The organism is Nostoc sp. NMS8 (assembly GCF_017115045.1).
Taxonomy (GTDB): domain Bacteria; phylum Cyanobacteriota; class Cyanobacteriia; order Cyanobacteriales; family Nostocaceae; genus Nostoc.
The window spans coordinates 13,419-29,732 of sequence record NZ_JABXKK010000105.1; the positions used below are offsets into that span (position 1 = coordinate 13,419).

The window sequence follows — 16,314 nt, forward strand, 5'->3', positions numbered from 1 at the left end:
TGCGAAGTCTAAAAGAAGCTAGCAGCGCCCAAAACTCACCTACGTATAGTCCAGTTTTAAATAAAGATTGGATAAAGCTTGAATAAAGATTAAATAAAAAATTTTTTTTGATACCAAAATAACGATAGTATTTTCTAGGCGAAACCTTGTAAGTATTTTTACTAAAAAATCTATTAATAATAAATATAAAGGAAGTTGTTGAATCTAAATTCTCTTGAGATATAGAAGCGGTAGGCATACTTATGGACTCTCGGCGTACTTCAGTAGTAGAAAAATCTTTAACTGCCATAGCAACTAATTCCAAGAAGTCAGCGTACTACTTAGCTGCCATGCGACCGCGACAATGGACGAAAAACCTGGTGGTGTTTGCAGCACCATTGTTCGCATTTAGCATCAATGTGCAATCTCTATTGGGTAGCTTATTGGCATTTGTATTATTTTGCTGTGCATCAAGTGGCTTCTACTTAATCAATGACATCGTAGATGTGGAATCTGACCGTCAACACCCTGTAAAGTGTAAGCGTCCAATAGCGGCTGGATTAGTTAGCATCCGTGTTGCGACTGTGATGGCATTGCTACTTTTAGGTGGTGCCCTAATTTTTGGGTGGTTGCGATCGCCCCATTTGGGTGCAGCGATAACTGCATACGCGCTGTTACAGGTTGCCTATAATCTGCGACTCAAACGGATGGTAATTTTGGATGTTGGGGCGATCGCTACCGGATTTGTGCTACGAGCTTATGCCGGCGCTGCTGCTACCAGTATTACTTTATCATCTTGGTTTTTAATGTGTACTGCAATGTTGGCGCTATTTCTAGGTATTGAAAAACGCAAAGCAGAACTACGGTTAGCACAACTTAAAGGCAACAAGCCTCGCTCTGTTCTCAAATACTATTCCTTGCCTCTGCTGGGTCGCATGGAAAATGTTGTCACCACAGGCACAGTTCTCACTTATGCTCTTTGGAGTTCCGGGCCCTATCTACATGGAGCGCCCACATCTTGGATGCTACTGACTTTACCGTTTGTGTTGTATGGAATTTTTCGCTATCAACTGTTGAGCGATCCTCAACAGATTAGCACTTATAGCGACAACCATGATCCAGAGGAAACTGGACGTAGTGAACGCCCAGAAGAAGTTTTATTGAAAGACTTGCCGATACTAATCACAGTTATTGGTTGGATTATCACATGCTTTTTGATTCTCTGGTTGAGAAAGCAAGGGATAATTGAATAAATCTCACAGGAAAAGCTACTAGTACCGCAAGGCGGAAGTCACAATTCAAAATTAAAAAAATTGTATTCCAAGCTCTTACGCCATTTGAAATAGTCTATTTATTTACGCCGTGCTGTACTAGCAGTTAGTCTGCCCGCTCAAGCTTGTAACTGTTTCACCCTAACAAGTTGTATGAATAGTTTTAGCCTTGCTGACGAGATGAAACTACCTTGTCAAAAAATGTCTGGACTTGCTGCACTAAAAACGCGCTATCGTCCATTCATTTGTCCGCTTGATATGGTTCTTGCCAAGATTCCCGAAGGCGCACGTCTTTATGATATTGGCTGCGGTACAGGAGCATTACTTTATCTGGCTTTAAAGTTGCGTTCAGTAAAAGTAGCTCATGGTTATGATATTTCACGTGAAGCTGTGAAAGCTTCTGAGGCTTTTGCAATGAAATCTGAAATTTTTCAGGTCAGGCATTTGCATCCAGAAGAAACACCACCAGATTTGCATGGATATGACACTGTAACTATGATTGATGTTCTCCACCACATTCCTCCAAAATTACAAGACGATTTTCTCCGTAAAACAATTTCGCAGATGGATTCGGGAGCAAGGCTGATTATTAAAGACATTGAGGCATCCAAGATTATTGGGTCTTTTATGAATCAGCTTCATGACTTGTTACTGGCAAGAGAATGGGTTCACCAACGCCGAAGTAGCGATCTTGTTCAGGTTTTTCAATCAATGGGAGCTACAGTTAGTCGTCCAATTCTCCGTTGGACTCTTTGGTATCCACACTTTCAAATTGTGGTATTAGTACCTTAAAGGACTTCCAAATAAAAAAATCTCAAATTTTCTTGTTGATGAGTGTCCGCATTACCTGCCGCGACGCGAACACCCATCCCTTCAGGGTATGCAGAACTTAGAGCGACACTTCGACTCTTCTCTACTAAACTCTTTCTGTACGTAGTTTTATTCCACAAAGTGCTACTGCAAGTTTGACAGTATGCCTGTCGAACTGCTCAGTACAAGTCAGTCAAACGCTGCCCACCCGACAAGAAAGATAATTTATTTATTGGAAGTCCCTAAAGGCCTGATGGGAGGAAACTTGACGGAATTTGTAGATGAAAAATCCCATAGCTATTTTCAGAAAACTCTTCAGCACCTTTATCTCCTGGCTACATTTGCTCATTCAGGGAAACAACCAACGAGGTTTTAAAAGGAACCCCCACAGACTACCACGACAAGTCTATACATTGGCAAGTATCGAAATTGAGTGGCTAAAAACCTGTAAAATTCAAGGGATAATCCTCGATTTAGACAACACTATTGTTTCAGAAGACGATCGCTACCTATCTCCTTATGCAGAAGATTGGATTAAGCAAGCAAAGTTAGCCGGATTGCAATTTTTTATCCTCTCAAATGGGAAACGTTGCTATCGCGTCAAATATTGGTCTCATCGCCTTGATATTCCAGCACTCAGTCCGGCGAAAAAACCCTTTCCCCCTGCATTTCGACAGGCAAAAGCTTATATGAAGTTACCAGCAAAACAAATACTCGTCATTGGTGATAGTTTACATACTGATTTTGTGGGAGCATTACTTTGTAGATGTGGCTTCATGCAAGTTGCTAGCCTACCGCACCCGCCTCGATGGTGGGAAAAACTTGCTGGGAAATGGGTTCAAATACATTATCCATCTGGGGGAGAACTTTGGGATTTTGACGATACTGCTGGCTATGAGAGTTTCTTCTAAATTGCTCTTTTCATCAAAAAATATCACTCACTTTATAAATTGAGTAAATTCTATGAATAACCAGATAGTTTTTAGCTTGCTGATTTTAACCACAGTGGGGTTAAACACACTGGCGCAAAATCTATTGAAACTAGGAGCAGGACAAAATCCGTTAAATATCTATTTAATGGCAGGGATTTTGAGTTATGGTTTGAGTGCGGTTTTTTATGTAATAGTTTTGGGTAAACTGAATTTATCTGTTGCCTATCCATTAGTAATAGGATTAACAATTATAGTTACAATGATTACTGGATCTGTAATTTTGAAAGAAAAAATCTTAATTTCCCAATGGTTAGGAGCAGGTTTGATGTTGAGTGGTATCTGGGCAATCGCTTCAGGTAAACATTGACTATAAAAAAACTAAATTATGTAAGAAGTAAAAGTGCCAGGACGTAAAATAAATGATGATGACAATCAAAAATAAGAGATGGTCTAAATATTATATCTCTATTTTAATATTGGTTTTTTTGAGTGGTTTACTCCGCTTTTTTATGCTCTCAAGCCAGAGTCTTTGGTACGATGAAGGCTTGACTTTAACTAATTCTGATGTCTCGACTTTTCAAGAGAGTATTTCGAGAGTTAGAAACATCGGCAATAGTGATAGGTTTCAGCCACTATACTTTATAGTTATGTTTTGGTGGCGTCAGCTATTTGGCGAAAGTGAATTTGCCCTTCGCTCACTCTCTACTATTTTAGGTATTGGCTCAAATGTCATTCTCTTCTTTACTGCTTTGCGGATATATGGTAAAAAGCACGCCTTCTGGACTCTGGTAATTTTGACATTCAGTTCTTTCTGTGTCAACTACAGCCAAGAAGCAAGAATTTATTCTTTCGCAATGTTTATCGCCTCACTTCAATTATATTTTTTTAGCAAAGTATTAGTTAAAGATCAAACTCATCAAAATACTTCAAAATGGCTATTTAGTATTTTTACTGCCTTAGGGATTTTTAGTAACATTACTATGTGGCTTTTTACTACAGCCTTATGTATATCTCATATTGCCATCTATAGAAATTTCAAGCAATGGCTACAATGGTGGCTTCCTGCTGCTTTTTTATCTATACCATCAGTTATATATCACCTGACTTTACCTGGAGCAACCGATCCCGAAACAATTGCAATTAATCGTTTGGGATTACCCATAATCCAAAATATTCTTTTTGTGTTAAATGGAATTTTGGTGGGAACAACCTATGGCCCTTCAATGGAGCAGCTGCGCGGCGACAATAGAGTGCAAGTTATGCTTAGTTACTGGCCTCAACTACTTTTATTATTAATTGTCGGTACTGTAATTTTATTGGCTTTAGTAAGAGTTTTATTGATACACAAGAAAAAGGGCAGAGAGCAACATCCTGATTACTTTTTTACTTCTGTTTTTATCATATCATTTTTGCTGGGATTGCTCTTAGCTATAGTCGCCAAAACTAATTGGGTGCCTCGTCACTCTTATTATCTTTGGTTACCACTTGCCATACTTCTCCCATCGGTTTTGAGTCAAAGACCTAGTATCACATCAAAGCGCTATGGAGTGTCTCAGTTGGCTCAAATTGCGGTCATATCTCTGATAGTTATGAATATTTATTCTCTTGGTAACTACTACTTCAATGGAGACTATCAGAGAGATGATTATCGCTCTGCTGTACAGTACCTAATAAAAAACCGTTCTTCTTCTACACAATCTGTCTTTTTATTTGCTAATCCCAGATTATTTGAATACTATGGTGACAGTCTAACTCTGGATGCAAGAAATTTGGGAGATCCCTTAAAAAAAGGAATTCCGAATGAAAAACTTGCAGAAGAAATTGAAAAATTAACAAATAATAAGGATACAGTTCTCCTCACAATTAATCGTGATTATCAATTTCCTAAAGGGTTGATTGAAAGAGAAATGAGTAAGTTGTATAAGCTGGATTCTCAAGTTGATTTTGCATATTTTAAAATATATCGTTTTGTCAAGAAGAAAAATTGAATTGGGGGATTGGAGGCTCTGAAGTTATGGAGTAAAAAACAACCTTGCTCTGGTGGGGGTGTAGTTGTTAGGTATAGTAGAATATTGCGGCAGGTAACTGTCAGTCGCCTCTTGGACTTAATCTTTGTGGGTGACTTCCTCTTCAGTTGCTACTACACTCAATCAATCGATCATGCAACCACCCATTCCAGTTGGTACTGTCTTGCAAAACCGTTACCGCATAATTCAAATTCTCGGACAAGGAGGATTTGGTAGAACCTATCTGGCAGAAGACCAGAGGCGCTTTAACGAACTTTGCGCGATCAAGGAATTGACTTCAACAGCAACAGGGGCTTTAGCTTGGGAGAAGGCACAAGAGCTTTTTCACCGAGAGGCTGCCATTTTATATCAAATCGAACACCCACAAGTCCCTAAATTTCGGGAAAGGTTTGAGCAAGATCAACGCTTATTTTTGGTGGAGGACTACGTTGCAGGTCAGACCTACCGAACTCTGCTAGCTGAACGTCAAGCTGTGGGCCAAGCTTTTACAGAGGCAGAAGTATTACAGCTAATAGAGTTGTTGCTGCCTGTTTTAGAGCATATTCACAGTCGAGGGATTATTCACCGAGATATCTCGCCAGAAAATATTATTTTGCGAGATAGTGACGCGAAACCTGTGTTAATTGACTTTGGGGTAGTCAAAGAACTAGCAACGCGTTTACGATCGCCAGATAGTGCCCTGCCAGAAACCACTGTGGGAAAATTAGGCTACTCTCCTAGCGAACAAATGCAAACAGGGGGAGCTTATCCTAGCAGTGACTTGTATGCCTTAGCGGTAAGCGCGGTCGTTTTGCTAACTGGTAAAGAACCAAAGGATTTATTTGATGAAAACCAACTAACCTGGAATTGGCAGCAGTGGGTAAAAGTGAATCCGCGATTTGCTATAGTGTTGAATCGGATGTTGAATCATATACCGAGCGATCGCTATCAAAGTGCTGCTAGTGTATTTCAAGCACTCCAACCTTTACAGCAACCCAGTCTTCCTCCTCTGAATGTTTCCAACTTACAGACAATGGTTGTTGGTCGTCGTCCTGACTTAGTACCACCACCAGCTTCGCCTCAAAAACCCAATCCTGTGATTCCACCAAGCACCACTAACTCAATTTTGGATAATCCCTTAGCGATTACCGCAATTGGCAGCGCTGTCGTGATTATCGCCGGATTCGGTTCTTGGGCGCTGGTAAGTTCCATCCGCAGTCAACCGAAAACTCCAGTTGAAACGCCTCCACAAAATTTCCCTTCACCAGTGATTCCTGGTGGCACTACACCCACACCGACACTTACACTTACACCCACACCCAGCAGCAATCAATCTGTTGTACCTAGTAAACGCCTCAATCTAGGAGCATCTAATAACACAGCCACGGTTAACGATACTCTGAAAACAAATCAAAGAATCAGGTACACTTTTTTCGGACAAAAAGGCGACAAGCTAACTGCGTTTCTTGACCCAGGAAGCAACATTTTGTTAACAGTCTTCAGTCCCAATCAACAACCAATTGATATTAATGCCCAACAAGTAACAGCATATCAAGGCATATTGCTGGTTACTGGTAGATATACTATTGAGTTAACTCTGGTTCCAGGAGTTATCGAAAGCAATTACAACCTGAATGTTGCATTAGAAAAACTAGTTAAACCAACACCGACAACAACACCCTTGCCAATACCCAGAGAGACACCCTTGCCAATACCCACAGAAACACCCTTGCCAATACCCATAGAGACACCCTTGCCGATTCCCACAGAGAAACCCTTGCCAATACCTACAGAGACACCCTTGCCAATACCCACAGAAACACCCTTGCCAATTCCTACCACTATTGAAACGCCAACTTTGCCACCGACTGATGGAACACAACCATTTTCTGGTCAAAGAAATTAATGTTAAACACACTACTAATTACTGGAACTGATACGGAAGCTGGTAAAACTGTTTTAACGACAGCATTAGCAGCCTATTGGCAAAAATATTACCCGCAGCGTAGCTGGGGAATCATGAAACCGATTCAATCCGGAATTGGCGATCGCGAGTGGTATCAAAAGCTATTTTCACTAGAACAATCTGCTGAAGAAATTACACCTTTGTACTTTCAAGCACCTCTAGCGCCTCCGATCGCAGCAGCACGGGAAAATCGCCAAATAGATTTAGCTCTTGTGTGGCAAGCTTTGTCTAAGTTGCGATCACACCGTGATTTTGTGCTTGTAGAAGCCTTGGGAGGGTTGGGTTCGCCAATCACAGAGGAATTAACGGTAGCTGATTTGGCAGGGGAATGGCGTTTACCAACAGTATTAGTAGTACCAGTGAGATTAGGTGCGATCGCTCAAGCAGTGGCAAATGTAGCATTAGCGAGACAATCGCGCGTCAATCTCAAAGGTATTGTTCTGAACTGCATACAACCCCGAACAGATGCAGAAATCGCTGACTGGACACCGCATCGATTGATTCAATCACTTACCAACACACCAGTTTTAGGCTGCTTGCCTTATTTAGATAATCTGACTGATTTAGATAAACTTGCTCAAATAGCATCAGATTTAGATTGGGAAACACTTACTCTTTAAATTGAGCATTAGGTATTATTAACAATATCAATTGCAAATTAAACAACCCTTGTTTTATATTTAAGTGAAATTGGTATAACGATATGGACATCAACCCAATTGACCTGCTTGGGGAAGACGACGATGAACCTGAAACGCCAGCTAACCGTGAAAAACGCAAAAGTCGTCTAAATAGTGCTGTGGCAATTGCAGTTGCATTGATAGCAACTTTTATGGGCGTCTGCAAAGTCAAAGACGATAATATAGTTCAGGCAATGCAGCAAGCTCAAGCAAATAAAATTGATGATTGGGCGTTATACCAGGCTCGTAATATTCGTGAAGAAATAGCCAAATCTAGTGTGGCGCAACTCAAATTGCAATCTCTTTCTCAACCTGCTGCTGTGAGGGCTGACTATGAAAAACAGATTGCCGCTTATCAAAGCATTGCTGATAAAGAAGACCAGAAAAAGCAGCAACAGAAGGTAATTGCCGAACAAGATCAAACAACCTATGATCAGCTTAATTATCATGACGACCAGTTTGATCTAGCTGATGCCTCCTTATCGCTCTCTGTCTCGCTATTTGCCATTACATCTCTATCTCAGAAAAAATGGTTGTTCTACGCTGCCTTAGTTCCAACTCTATTTGGCTTGGTCATGGGGTTATCGGGATTATTGAACTGGCAACTACATCCTGATGCCTTGACTAAATTACTATCCGAAAATTTCTTAGAAAAGCCAGCCGAAAAAAAAATAGTGCTTTCCATTGCCGCTTCCCCAAATCCCAAAGTTTTTTAATTTCTGGATGATTCTTCCCCATTCCCGACGATAAACTGGGAAAATAAACTTTAAAACATCCTCTAAGTTCGCTGTACTTAAATTAGTTTCTATTCATAATGGTTTCTACCTTTCCCAATCCCTCTTCTGTTGATCTATCTCGCATCCGACTAGCGATTCGTTCATTGCAACCGCAGTTAGTAGAGTGGCGGCGGCGATTGCATCAACAACCAGAGTTGGGTTTTCAAGAAAAACTGACAGCTGAGTTTGTATCACAAAAGCTGCAAGAATGGGGGATTGAGCATAAAACTGGTATTGCCCACACTGGCATTGTTGCCACGATCAAAGGTAATAAACTCCCCACAAACAAAGTTTTAGCGATTAGGGCGGATATGGATGCTTTGCCAATCCAAGAACTCAACGAAGTACCGTATAAATCGCAGCATGAGGGAGTGATGCACGCTTGTGGACATGATGGACATACAGCGATCGCTTTAGGTACAGCTTATTATCTCCAGCAGCATCGGCAAGATTTTTCTGGTACGGTGAAAATTATCTTTCAGCCAGCAGAAGAATCACCAGGAGGCGCGAAGCCGATGATTGAAGCTGGAGTCCTAAAAAATCCTGATGTTGACGCAATTATTGGTTTGCACTTGTGGAATAATTTGCCATTGGGAACAGTGGGTGTGCGGGCTGGGGCGTTGATGGCCGCTGTGGAGTGCTTCAACTGCACAATTTTGGGCAAAGGTGGACACGGCGCACTACCCCATCAAACGGTGGATTCTGTTGTTGTTGCTGCCCAAATTGTCAATGCTTTACAAACCATTGTCGCCCGAAATGTGAATCCCATTGATTCGGCAGTGGTGACAGTAGGCGAACTTCATGCAGGAACCAAGCGTAATGTGATTGCTGATACAGCAAGAATGAGTGCGACTGTCAGGTATTTTAATCCTAGTTTAAAAGGCTTTTTTAAAGAGCGTGTCGAGCAGATTATTGCTGGAATTTGTCAGAGTCATGGTGCGAATTATGACTTAGAATACTGGTCACTTTATCCACCAGTAATTAATGATATGAGAATAGCAGAACTGGTGCGTTCTGTAGCTGAAGAAGTGGTAGAAACTTCTCTAGGTATTGTGCCAGAATGCCAAACTATGGCTGCTGAAGATATGTCATTTTTCTTAGAAGAGGTTCCTGGTTGTTATTTCTTTTTGGGTTCTGCTAACCCAGCGAAAGACTTAGCATATCCCCATCATCATCCCCGGTTTGATTTTGACGAAACCGCTTTGGCGATGGGTGTGGAAATATTTATTAGATGCGTGGAAAGGTACTTTCTTTAAGAGTACTTCAAGTAAAAAAATGCCCAATTGTCATTGCGTTCGCGTAGAGTCTCGTACAGAGCGAAGCGAAGCAATCCCAGTCTTTGCGATTGCTTCGCTTCGCTGGCAATGACGGTTTTTGAATCATTTATTTTTTGAAACACTCTAAACTTAATTTATTCACTTGTTCTATCAATTTATCTCGTCTATAGGACTTCTATTTGATTTTTGAAATACACTTAGTAGCATGTCAAGACTAAATTGTTGCAAAAAATTAGCCTTGACACTTCTTATAGGAAGTTAAAAATATGAAAGCTAAAAAAGTTAAAATTAAGACTAGACCTGGGATCACTGATGAGCTTATTCATGATGAACTTACGCAGTTCGGTTTAATAGAAAATCATTATATTTGGGGTACACCTAAATTAAACAATGGGATAATATACTATTTATCTTATGACAATAAAATTTTTACATTTTTAGTTGAAGACGATCAAGCTAATGGAATATACATAAGGTATCTTGAAAAAATGGGAGTTCCTGTTTTTGAGGATTCTTTAGAATGTGATGAGTATGGAAAAGCTCTCTTGGAAAAGGCTAATAAAAAAGATGACTCCTTACCGATACAGCCAAACTCGCAGTAGTGAAAGCAGTTGCTCAGTATCTACAGGTTTGGTGATGTAGTCAGAAGCTCCAGCTTCGATGCATTTTTCCTTGTCGCCTGGCATGGCTTTGGCAGTTAAAGCAATGATTGGTAGTGAGCGAAACTGTTGTTGCTGGCGGATGGCGCGGGTGGTTTCGTAACCATCCATTTCCGGCATCATGATATCCATCAAAACTATATTAATGTCAGGATTTGTTTGCAGCTTCTCTATGCCATCTCTACCATTTTCGGCAAATAGGACTTGCATTTGATAGCTTTCTAAAAAGCTGGTCAGGGCAAAAATATTTCGCAGGTCATCATCTACAATCAAAATTTTCCGATTAGCCAGCACCGGATCATTTTGATGTAGTTGCTCTAGTATTTGCCGCTTTGGTGGGGGCAAATTTGCTTGCACTCGATGCAAGAATAGGGCAGTTTCATCTAACAATCGTTCTGGCGATCGCACATTTTTAATGATAATTGTCTCTGCTAGTCCCCGCAATTGGGTTTCTTCTTGTCGGCTGAGTTCTTTGCCTGTATACACAATGATTGGCAGTTTCAACAGCCTGGGTTCAAGCTTGATCTGTTCAATGAGGGCAAACCCGCTCATATCAGGCAGACCGAGATCCAGTACCATACAATCAAAATGATGCGATCGCAAAATCGAGAGGGCTTCTGCTCCCGTACCCACTGCTGTACTCTGGACATCGCCATTCCCAATCAGTTCGATAATACTTTGAGCTTGTACTGGATCATCTTCGACGATCAGAAGATTTTTTACCTGACGCTCAATAAAGCCTTTAATCTCAGTCAAGACCTGAGTTAGGGCTTCTGGAGACACAGGTTTTTGTAGATAGGTAATCGCTCCTAGATGTAATCCTCGTTGTTGTCTTTCATCAACAGAAAGGATGTGTACTGGTATATGTCTGGTATCTGGTTTATGCTTCAGACGATCTAGCACCGTCCAGCCATCCATCTCTGGCATGTGGATATCTAGCATAATCGCATTGGGTTTAAACTGTTCTGCTAGTGCTAGACCTTGTTTACTGTGTAAAGCAACAATAGTTTTAAAGCCCTGCTGACGCGCCATATCTAGTAAGATGCGGGCGAATTTATCGTCATCCTCAATAATTAACAAGGTGCGATCGCCTGGTTGAATTCTTTCCCGATCATCTGGAATTTCGCTAGAGAGGATAGTAAGTACTTTCGCGGATAAAGATGTATCTACCAATGCGGTTCTTTTTTCCACCATTGGCACATCTTTGATAGTCGATGCTGTGCGGATAGAAGCTGTGCGGATAGAAGTAGTTGGCTCAGGGGGTGGGGTGGTGAGAGTATTTTGACTATTCTTTTTTTCTTGTCGCCTGGGTAAGAAAAGGGTGAAGGTGCTTCCTTGCCCTGGTTCGCTAACTATTTCAATTCTCCCTCCCAACAGTTGAGCCAATTCACGGCTGATTGATAAGCCTAAGCCAGTCCCGCCGTACTTGCGGCTGGTGGTGCCATCTGCCTGCTGAAATGCCTCGAAAATAATCTTCTGCTTCTCGGCTGGAATGCCTATACCTGTATCGCTGACGGCAAAAGCAATCATGGAATTATCAACTTGGGCTATTTGTAACTTCACGCTTCCCTGTTCTGTAAACTTAAAAGCGTTAGCTAGGAGATTTTTCAGCACTTGTTGTAGGCGTTTGGAGTCGTTATAAATTGTTGGGGGTAAGTTCTCATCCAGTTCAATAGTAAAACTGAGTTCTTTATTGTGGGCAACTTGCTGGAAAGTCTGCTCTAGAGATGTTTCCAAATCTACTAAAGCAATTTGTTCAATATCAAGCGACATAGTGCCCGACTCAATTTTTGCTAAATCTAGAATGTCATTAATCAACTCCAGCAAATCATTTCCAGCTGAGTAAATAGTCCGGCTGTATTCTACTTGTTTGTCAGTTAAATTCTTGAGAGAGTTATCTGCTAGCAGCCTTGCCAAAATTAACAGGCTATTTAGTGGTGTCCTTAACTCGTGGGACATATTCGCGAGAAATTCTGACTTATATTTGGAAGACAATGCCAATTGTTCAGCTTTTTCTTCCAAAGACTGCCTCGCTCCTTCAACTTCCTGATTCTGGCGGGCAACTTCTCGATTTTGGACTTCTAATAATTCTGCCTTTTCTTCTAATTCCTCATTTAATTGTTGTAATTCTTCGTTAGATTGCTTGACCAAAAATTGTGATTCCTCTAACTCATGCGCCTGTTCTTCTAGGCGTTGATTGCTTTGCTGTAGTTCTTCTTGCTGGGTTTGGAGTTCTTCTGTTAAAATAACAGACTCTTCAAGTAGTTGCTGGGTTTGCACTTGCGAGGCGATGTTATTTAAAAATACACCAAAATTTTCACTCAATTGCTCTAGAAATGTTAGGTGCAACTGGTTAAAAGGCCCAAAAGAGGCAAGTTCAATTACAGCATTTACCTGCCCTTCAAATAGTATAGGCAAGACAATAATATTTAGCGGTGGTGCTTCTCCCAAGCCGGAATTGATGCGGATATAGTTATGAGGAACTTCTGTTAAAAGGATTCTTTGTTTTTCTAGGGCGGCTTGTCCCACCAATCCTTCACCTAAACGAAACTGATTTGCGAGGTTTTTCCGCTCTTTGTAAGCATAACTACTCAACAACTTCAGCACAGGCTGGTCATCTATGGAGTCCATCGCATAAAAAACGCCCTGCGATGCCCCAACCAGTGGTGCTAAATTCGACAATATCATCCGAGCCACGCTTTCCAGATTTCGCTGTCCTTGGAGCATCTGGGTAAATTCAGCTAAGTTAGATTTTAGCCAGTTTTGCTCGTCATTTCTTTGATTTGTGTTTCGCAGATTAACAATCATTTGGTTAAAGGTGCGCGTCAACACACCAATTTCATCCTGGCGATCGCTATCTGGTAAACTTACCGATAAATCCCCATCCGCCATTTTTTCTGCTAAATTAGAAACTTGCTTCAGGGGTGCTGAGATATGTCTGGCTAGGGCAAATCCGATTAAAGCTAAAAGCAAAGAAAATAAGGGAATACTATAGACAATACTGGCGATGGTTTGTCGTGCTGCTGCTTGTGCCTTTTCAGAGCGCTGTTTCAGCAGCGTATTCTCCTCATGTTCCATCGTTTGGATAACTTTGCGGATTTCACTCATTAGCTGCTTGCCGCGGTCTGTCAGAACGACCTTCTGAGAAGCTTCAAAACCTTGGTTCTGGCGCAAATCAATAGTTTCTTTAAGTTCGTCCAACTTCTGAGTTATTAATGGCTGTAAAATATCCAGCTGCTTTTGCTGCTTGGGATTATCTGCTGTTAAATTCTGAAGCTCCTTAACTTTTTGAGCTAGTACTTGAATGGCTGCGTTATATGGTTCTAAATAGCGCTGTTCTCCAGTAAGAACGTAACCACGTTGTCCAGTCTCAGCATTTGTCACTTGCAAGTTGAGGTCTTCAAGCTGACTTAACACCTGGTAAGTATGACTTTCTTTGCGCGAAGTTGCAATTAGCTCATTGGTGCTTTGGTAGGAGATTAGACCAATGGTGGTCAGAGTTGCCAAACTCAAGGCAAAACTTATTCCAATCTTGGTTCCAATCTTCATACGGTTCAACATTATTCCAGGCAAGTAGTGAAATTATTTCTGTTTCTGAGACTATTGTGATGATATTTTAGCTATCCAAAATCAATATTAGGATACGTTTTTATGGAATCTACCTAGTTTTTTGTAGAGCAAATATTACTATTTGTATCCTCGCTTATTTACAAATGTAACGCTATTTTAAATAAGTATATCAATAATCTCTTTACCTAGCATTATGCTCATTTAAAAAACTAAACCTTTAGACAGCATAACTTCTTTCAAAAGAAGCAGCCACATTATTTTGTAATTTAATCTTGTGGTGGATAATTAAAAACTTATTCTTAGATTATAAATTGAGCATCAGACTTTACTAAAAAATGATTGTAGTAAAAATAATACAACGCTAATTTAATATCCTAGAGGCGTGGCAAGCAAAAAAATTGTGCATTAGAAGTAGGTTGGGTGGAGCGGAGTGCAACCCACATATATCACGATGTTGGCTGGCTTTGGCAAAACCTCCAATGCCACTTGCTACAATGCAGGAAACCCGCGCAACGCAGTGGCTCCCCAACCAACAATTTTTTCGTAAGATTTTAGTCTTGCTACGCTACTAATTATTGTCTTTAAAAAAGCTGGATAGTAAAATCAAACAGCCGAATAATAAAAATTAAGTTGATGAAAACACAATTTCTAGAAACGCTAAATATAGTGGCTTTCGCAGTTAAATATTAAATCAACACCATTTTACATCAATATACAGTTAAACTGATAACTTGGCGATCGCAAACATTATTTTGGTAGAAAGTTAAGGTTTCAAAAGGCAATTAATACTCTTATGAGTTGATGATTTACAGAATAAGTGTATAACTTAGCTAATAAATTTTCAGGAATACACACAATCACGATGTTTACTCAAGCCTCTTGATATTAACTTGACGTTGAATTATAAATTTGTCATAACCTGGCGATCGCTTCTAGTCGCATCAAGTTCAGATGGGCTATAAATAGTAAAGTGTTGAATTTTGTTACTCTCTAAAATAGCTCTTGCACCAGCTACATATATATCAGTGCTTTTTAGGACTAATAGGTAACAATCGAGGTTCAGATGATGCTCATAATATCTAGCTATATCGTCAGAAATTCCTAAATTATTAGTGTAGTTATCTTGGTAACTGCTGATATTTACCTCCGAAATATCATTTAGACTGCTTGTATTTTTAGTGACTATTGATATTTGACTCATTGGAAAGCCAGCAGTTTTCAGTTCAGTAAGCGCCTTTTCTGCATCTTGGCGCGCATAAAAAACGCCAAGGGCGTGTTTATAGCGATTATTTGGGGTAGAGTATGGCTCATAAATCCCCCACTGTTGAATATCGCGGCGATTAAAAATCCTCTTAGCAATGCGGATTTCTATATCTATGCCAGTTACTATCACCAAATAGTAACCTTTGCAGACAAGATCGCTATAACCTTGGGCTGGCTTTTCAGAAATTCCTAAACTTATGAACAAAGCAGGCAAACCACCTGCTAAAGTAGTAGCGATCGCAGTTACCTCTGCTCCGATTAAGATGACTGGGCCTATACCAGGAATTACCAAGAGTACTAAACCGACCAATAAGCCAGTAAGACCATTTAAAGCACTACCAGTAACGGCTCCAGCAGCATCTTCTGAGGATGTATTACTAGTGTGTTCTCTAATCTCAACACCAGCAATATCACTTTGTTCTTCTGTATTCCGTGCAACAACGGAAACTTTCTGCATTGGATAATTAGCAGCTTTTAACTCCTGAAGTACCAATTGTGCATCAGAATACCCAGCGAAAACTCCTACAGTTCTTCGCTCTTTTTCTAGTGTCATTTTATCGGTTTATTGCAGCTAGAAGTGATTCCCAAAACTGTTAGCTAATTTGAGGTAATTACACAGCCCGACGAGTTAGTAAACCCCAAACAAAAATTAGTATCATCGCCCCAATCACAGAAAATAAAATGCTTCCCAGAGATAAAGCTCCTACAGATGCGGCGGCGGCTGAACCACTTCCGAGCAAGACTTGACCCAAATAACCCCCGAATACGGCTCCAAGGATTCCTAATACAATGGTGGAGATAATACCACCACCTTGGGTTCCGGGATAAAATAACTTAGCTAATGCACCTGCGATTAAACCTAAAACCAGCCAAGCAATAATGTTAGTCATAGAATTTCTCCTTCTTTGAGGATCTGCTTTGTTTGTTTTTGACTGACTTCATATTAAAGTTTGGCTGCAAATTTTCTGATCTATCTAGAGAACTAATATCAAAAATCTTTAGATATTACTGATAGGTAAGCTGTTCGACTTTTAACTTGCGCTAATAAGAGTCAGAATAAAGACGCGATGCTCTCTACGTTCGCGCAGCATGTCGCAGACAGACGCTAAAAGCCTAGCTTGCTGT

At 40.5% G+C, this 16,314-nt stretch carries 13 protein-coding genes; 10 read left to right on the top strand and 3 right to left on the bottom strand.

Annotation, left to right across the window (positions count from 1 at the left end; all coding sequences use genetic code 11):
- The first annotated feature begins 242 nt into the window (after positions 1 to 242).
- From HWQ39_RS27470 to HWQ39_RS27515, 10 genes are all read left to right on the top strand, one after another.
- Positions 243 to 1,232, top strand: a complete 990-nt coding sequence (locus HWQ39_RS27470) for a decaprenyl-phosphate phosphoribosyltransferase (RefSeq protein WP_292852374.1) — start codon at positions 243 to 245, stop codon at positions 1,230 to 1,232.
- A gap of 171 nt (positions 1,233 to 1,403) precedes the next feature.
- Entirely contained in the window at positions 1,404 to 2,042 is a 639-nt protein-coding gene (locus HWQ39_RS27475; protein ID WP_179068695.1) for a bifunctional 2-polyprenyl-6-hydroxyphenol methylase/3-demethylubiquinol 3-O-methyltransferase UbiG, read from the top strand.
- A 299-nt stretch (positions 2,043 to 2,341) separates the two neighbouring features.
- Positions 2,342 to 2,971 carry a YqeG family HAD IIIA-type phosphatase gene (locus HWQ39_RS27480; protein WP_292852380.1) on the top strand — a complete coding sequence of 210 codons (630 nt, stop codon included), beginning with the start codon at positions 2,342 to 2,344 and terminating at the stop codon, positions 2,969 to 2,971.
- Between the two features lie 52 nt (positions 2,972 to 3,023).
- Entirely contained in the window at positions 3,024 to 3,359 is a 336-nt protein-coding gene (locus HWQ39_RS27485) for an EamA family transporter (RefSeq protein WP_292852383.1), read from the top strand.
- Between the two features lie 52 nt (positions 3,360 to 3,411).
- On the top strand, positions 3,412 to 4,980 hold the full coding sequence (locus tag HWQ39_RS27490; RefSeq protein ID WP_292852386.1) for a glycosyltransferase family 39 protein: 1,569 nt from the start codon (positions 3,412 to 3,414) through the stop codon (positions 4,978 to 4,980).
- 172 nt (positions 4,981 to 5,152) lie between these two features.
- Positions 5,153 to 6,904, top strand: a complete 1,752-nt coding sequence (locus tag HWQ39_RS27495; protein WP_292852389.1) for a serine/threonine protein kinase — start codon at positions 5,153 to 5,155, stop codon at positions 6,902 to 6,904.
- Entirely contained in the window at positions 6,904 to 7,584 is a 681-nt protein-coding gene (bioD, locus tag HWQ39_RS27500; RefSeq protein WP_292852391.1) for a dethiobiotin synthase, read from the top strand. Before HWQ39_RS27495 ends, bioD begins: the two co-directional genes overlap by 1 nt.
- 83 nt (positions 7,585 to 7,667) lie before the next feature.
- On the top strand, positions 7,668 to 8,360 hold the full coding sequence (locus HWQ39_RS27505) for a DUF4337 domain-containing protein (protein ID WP_292852394.1): 693 nt from the start codon (positions 7,668 to 7,670) through the stop codon (positions 8,358 to 8,360).
- Between the two features lie 98 nt (positions 8,361 to 8,458).
- Positions 8,459 to 9,676 carry a M20 family metallopeptidase gene (locus HWQ39_RS27510; protein ID WP_292852397.1) on the top strand — a complete coding sequence of 406 codons (1,218 nt, stop codon included), beginning with the start codon at positions 8,459 to 8,461 and terminating at the stop codon, positions 9,674 to 9,676.
- A 287-nt stretch (positions 9,677 to 9,963) separates the two neighbouring features.
- A complete protein-coding gene (locus HWQ39_RS27515) occupies positions 9,964 to 10,299 on the top strand; it encodes a hypothetical protein (protein WP_292852400.1) in 336 nt (111 codons plus the stop codon).
- Here the strand turns inward: HWQ39_RS27515 and HWQ39_RS27520 are convergent.
- The 3 genes from HWQ39_RS27520 to HWQ39_RS27530 all read right to left on the bottom strand — a co-directional run bounded on the left by HWQ39_RS27520 (position 10,273) and on the right by HWQ39_RS27530 (position 16,079).
- Positions 10,273 to 13,917 carry a response regulator gene (locus HWQ39_RS27520; protein WP_292852403.1) on the bottom strand — a complete coding sequence of 1,215 codons (3,645 nt, stop codon included), beginning with the start codon at positions 13,915 to 13,917 and terminating at the stop codon, positions 10,273 to 10,275. The two genes, HWQ39_RS27515 and HWQ39_RS27520, sit on opposite strands and share 27 nt — an antisense overlap.
- 910 nt (positions 13,918 to 14,827) lie before the next feature.
- Positions 14,828 to 15,742, bottom strand: coding sequence for a general stress protein (locus HWQ39_RS27525; protein ID WP_292852406.1), 915 nt, complete (start codon positions 15,740 to 15,742; stop codon positions 14,828 to 14,830).
- 58 nt (positions 15,743 to 15,800) lie between these two features.
- Complete coding sequence (locus HWQ39_RS27530; protein WP_292852409.1) at positions 15,801 to 16,079, bottom strand: GlsB/YeaQ/YmgE family stress response membrane protein; 279 nt, start codon at positions 16,077 to 16,079, stop codon at positions 15,801 to 15,803.
- Between the last annotated feature and the right edge of the window lie 235 nt (positions 16,080 to 16,314).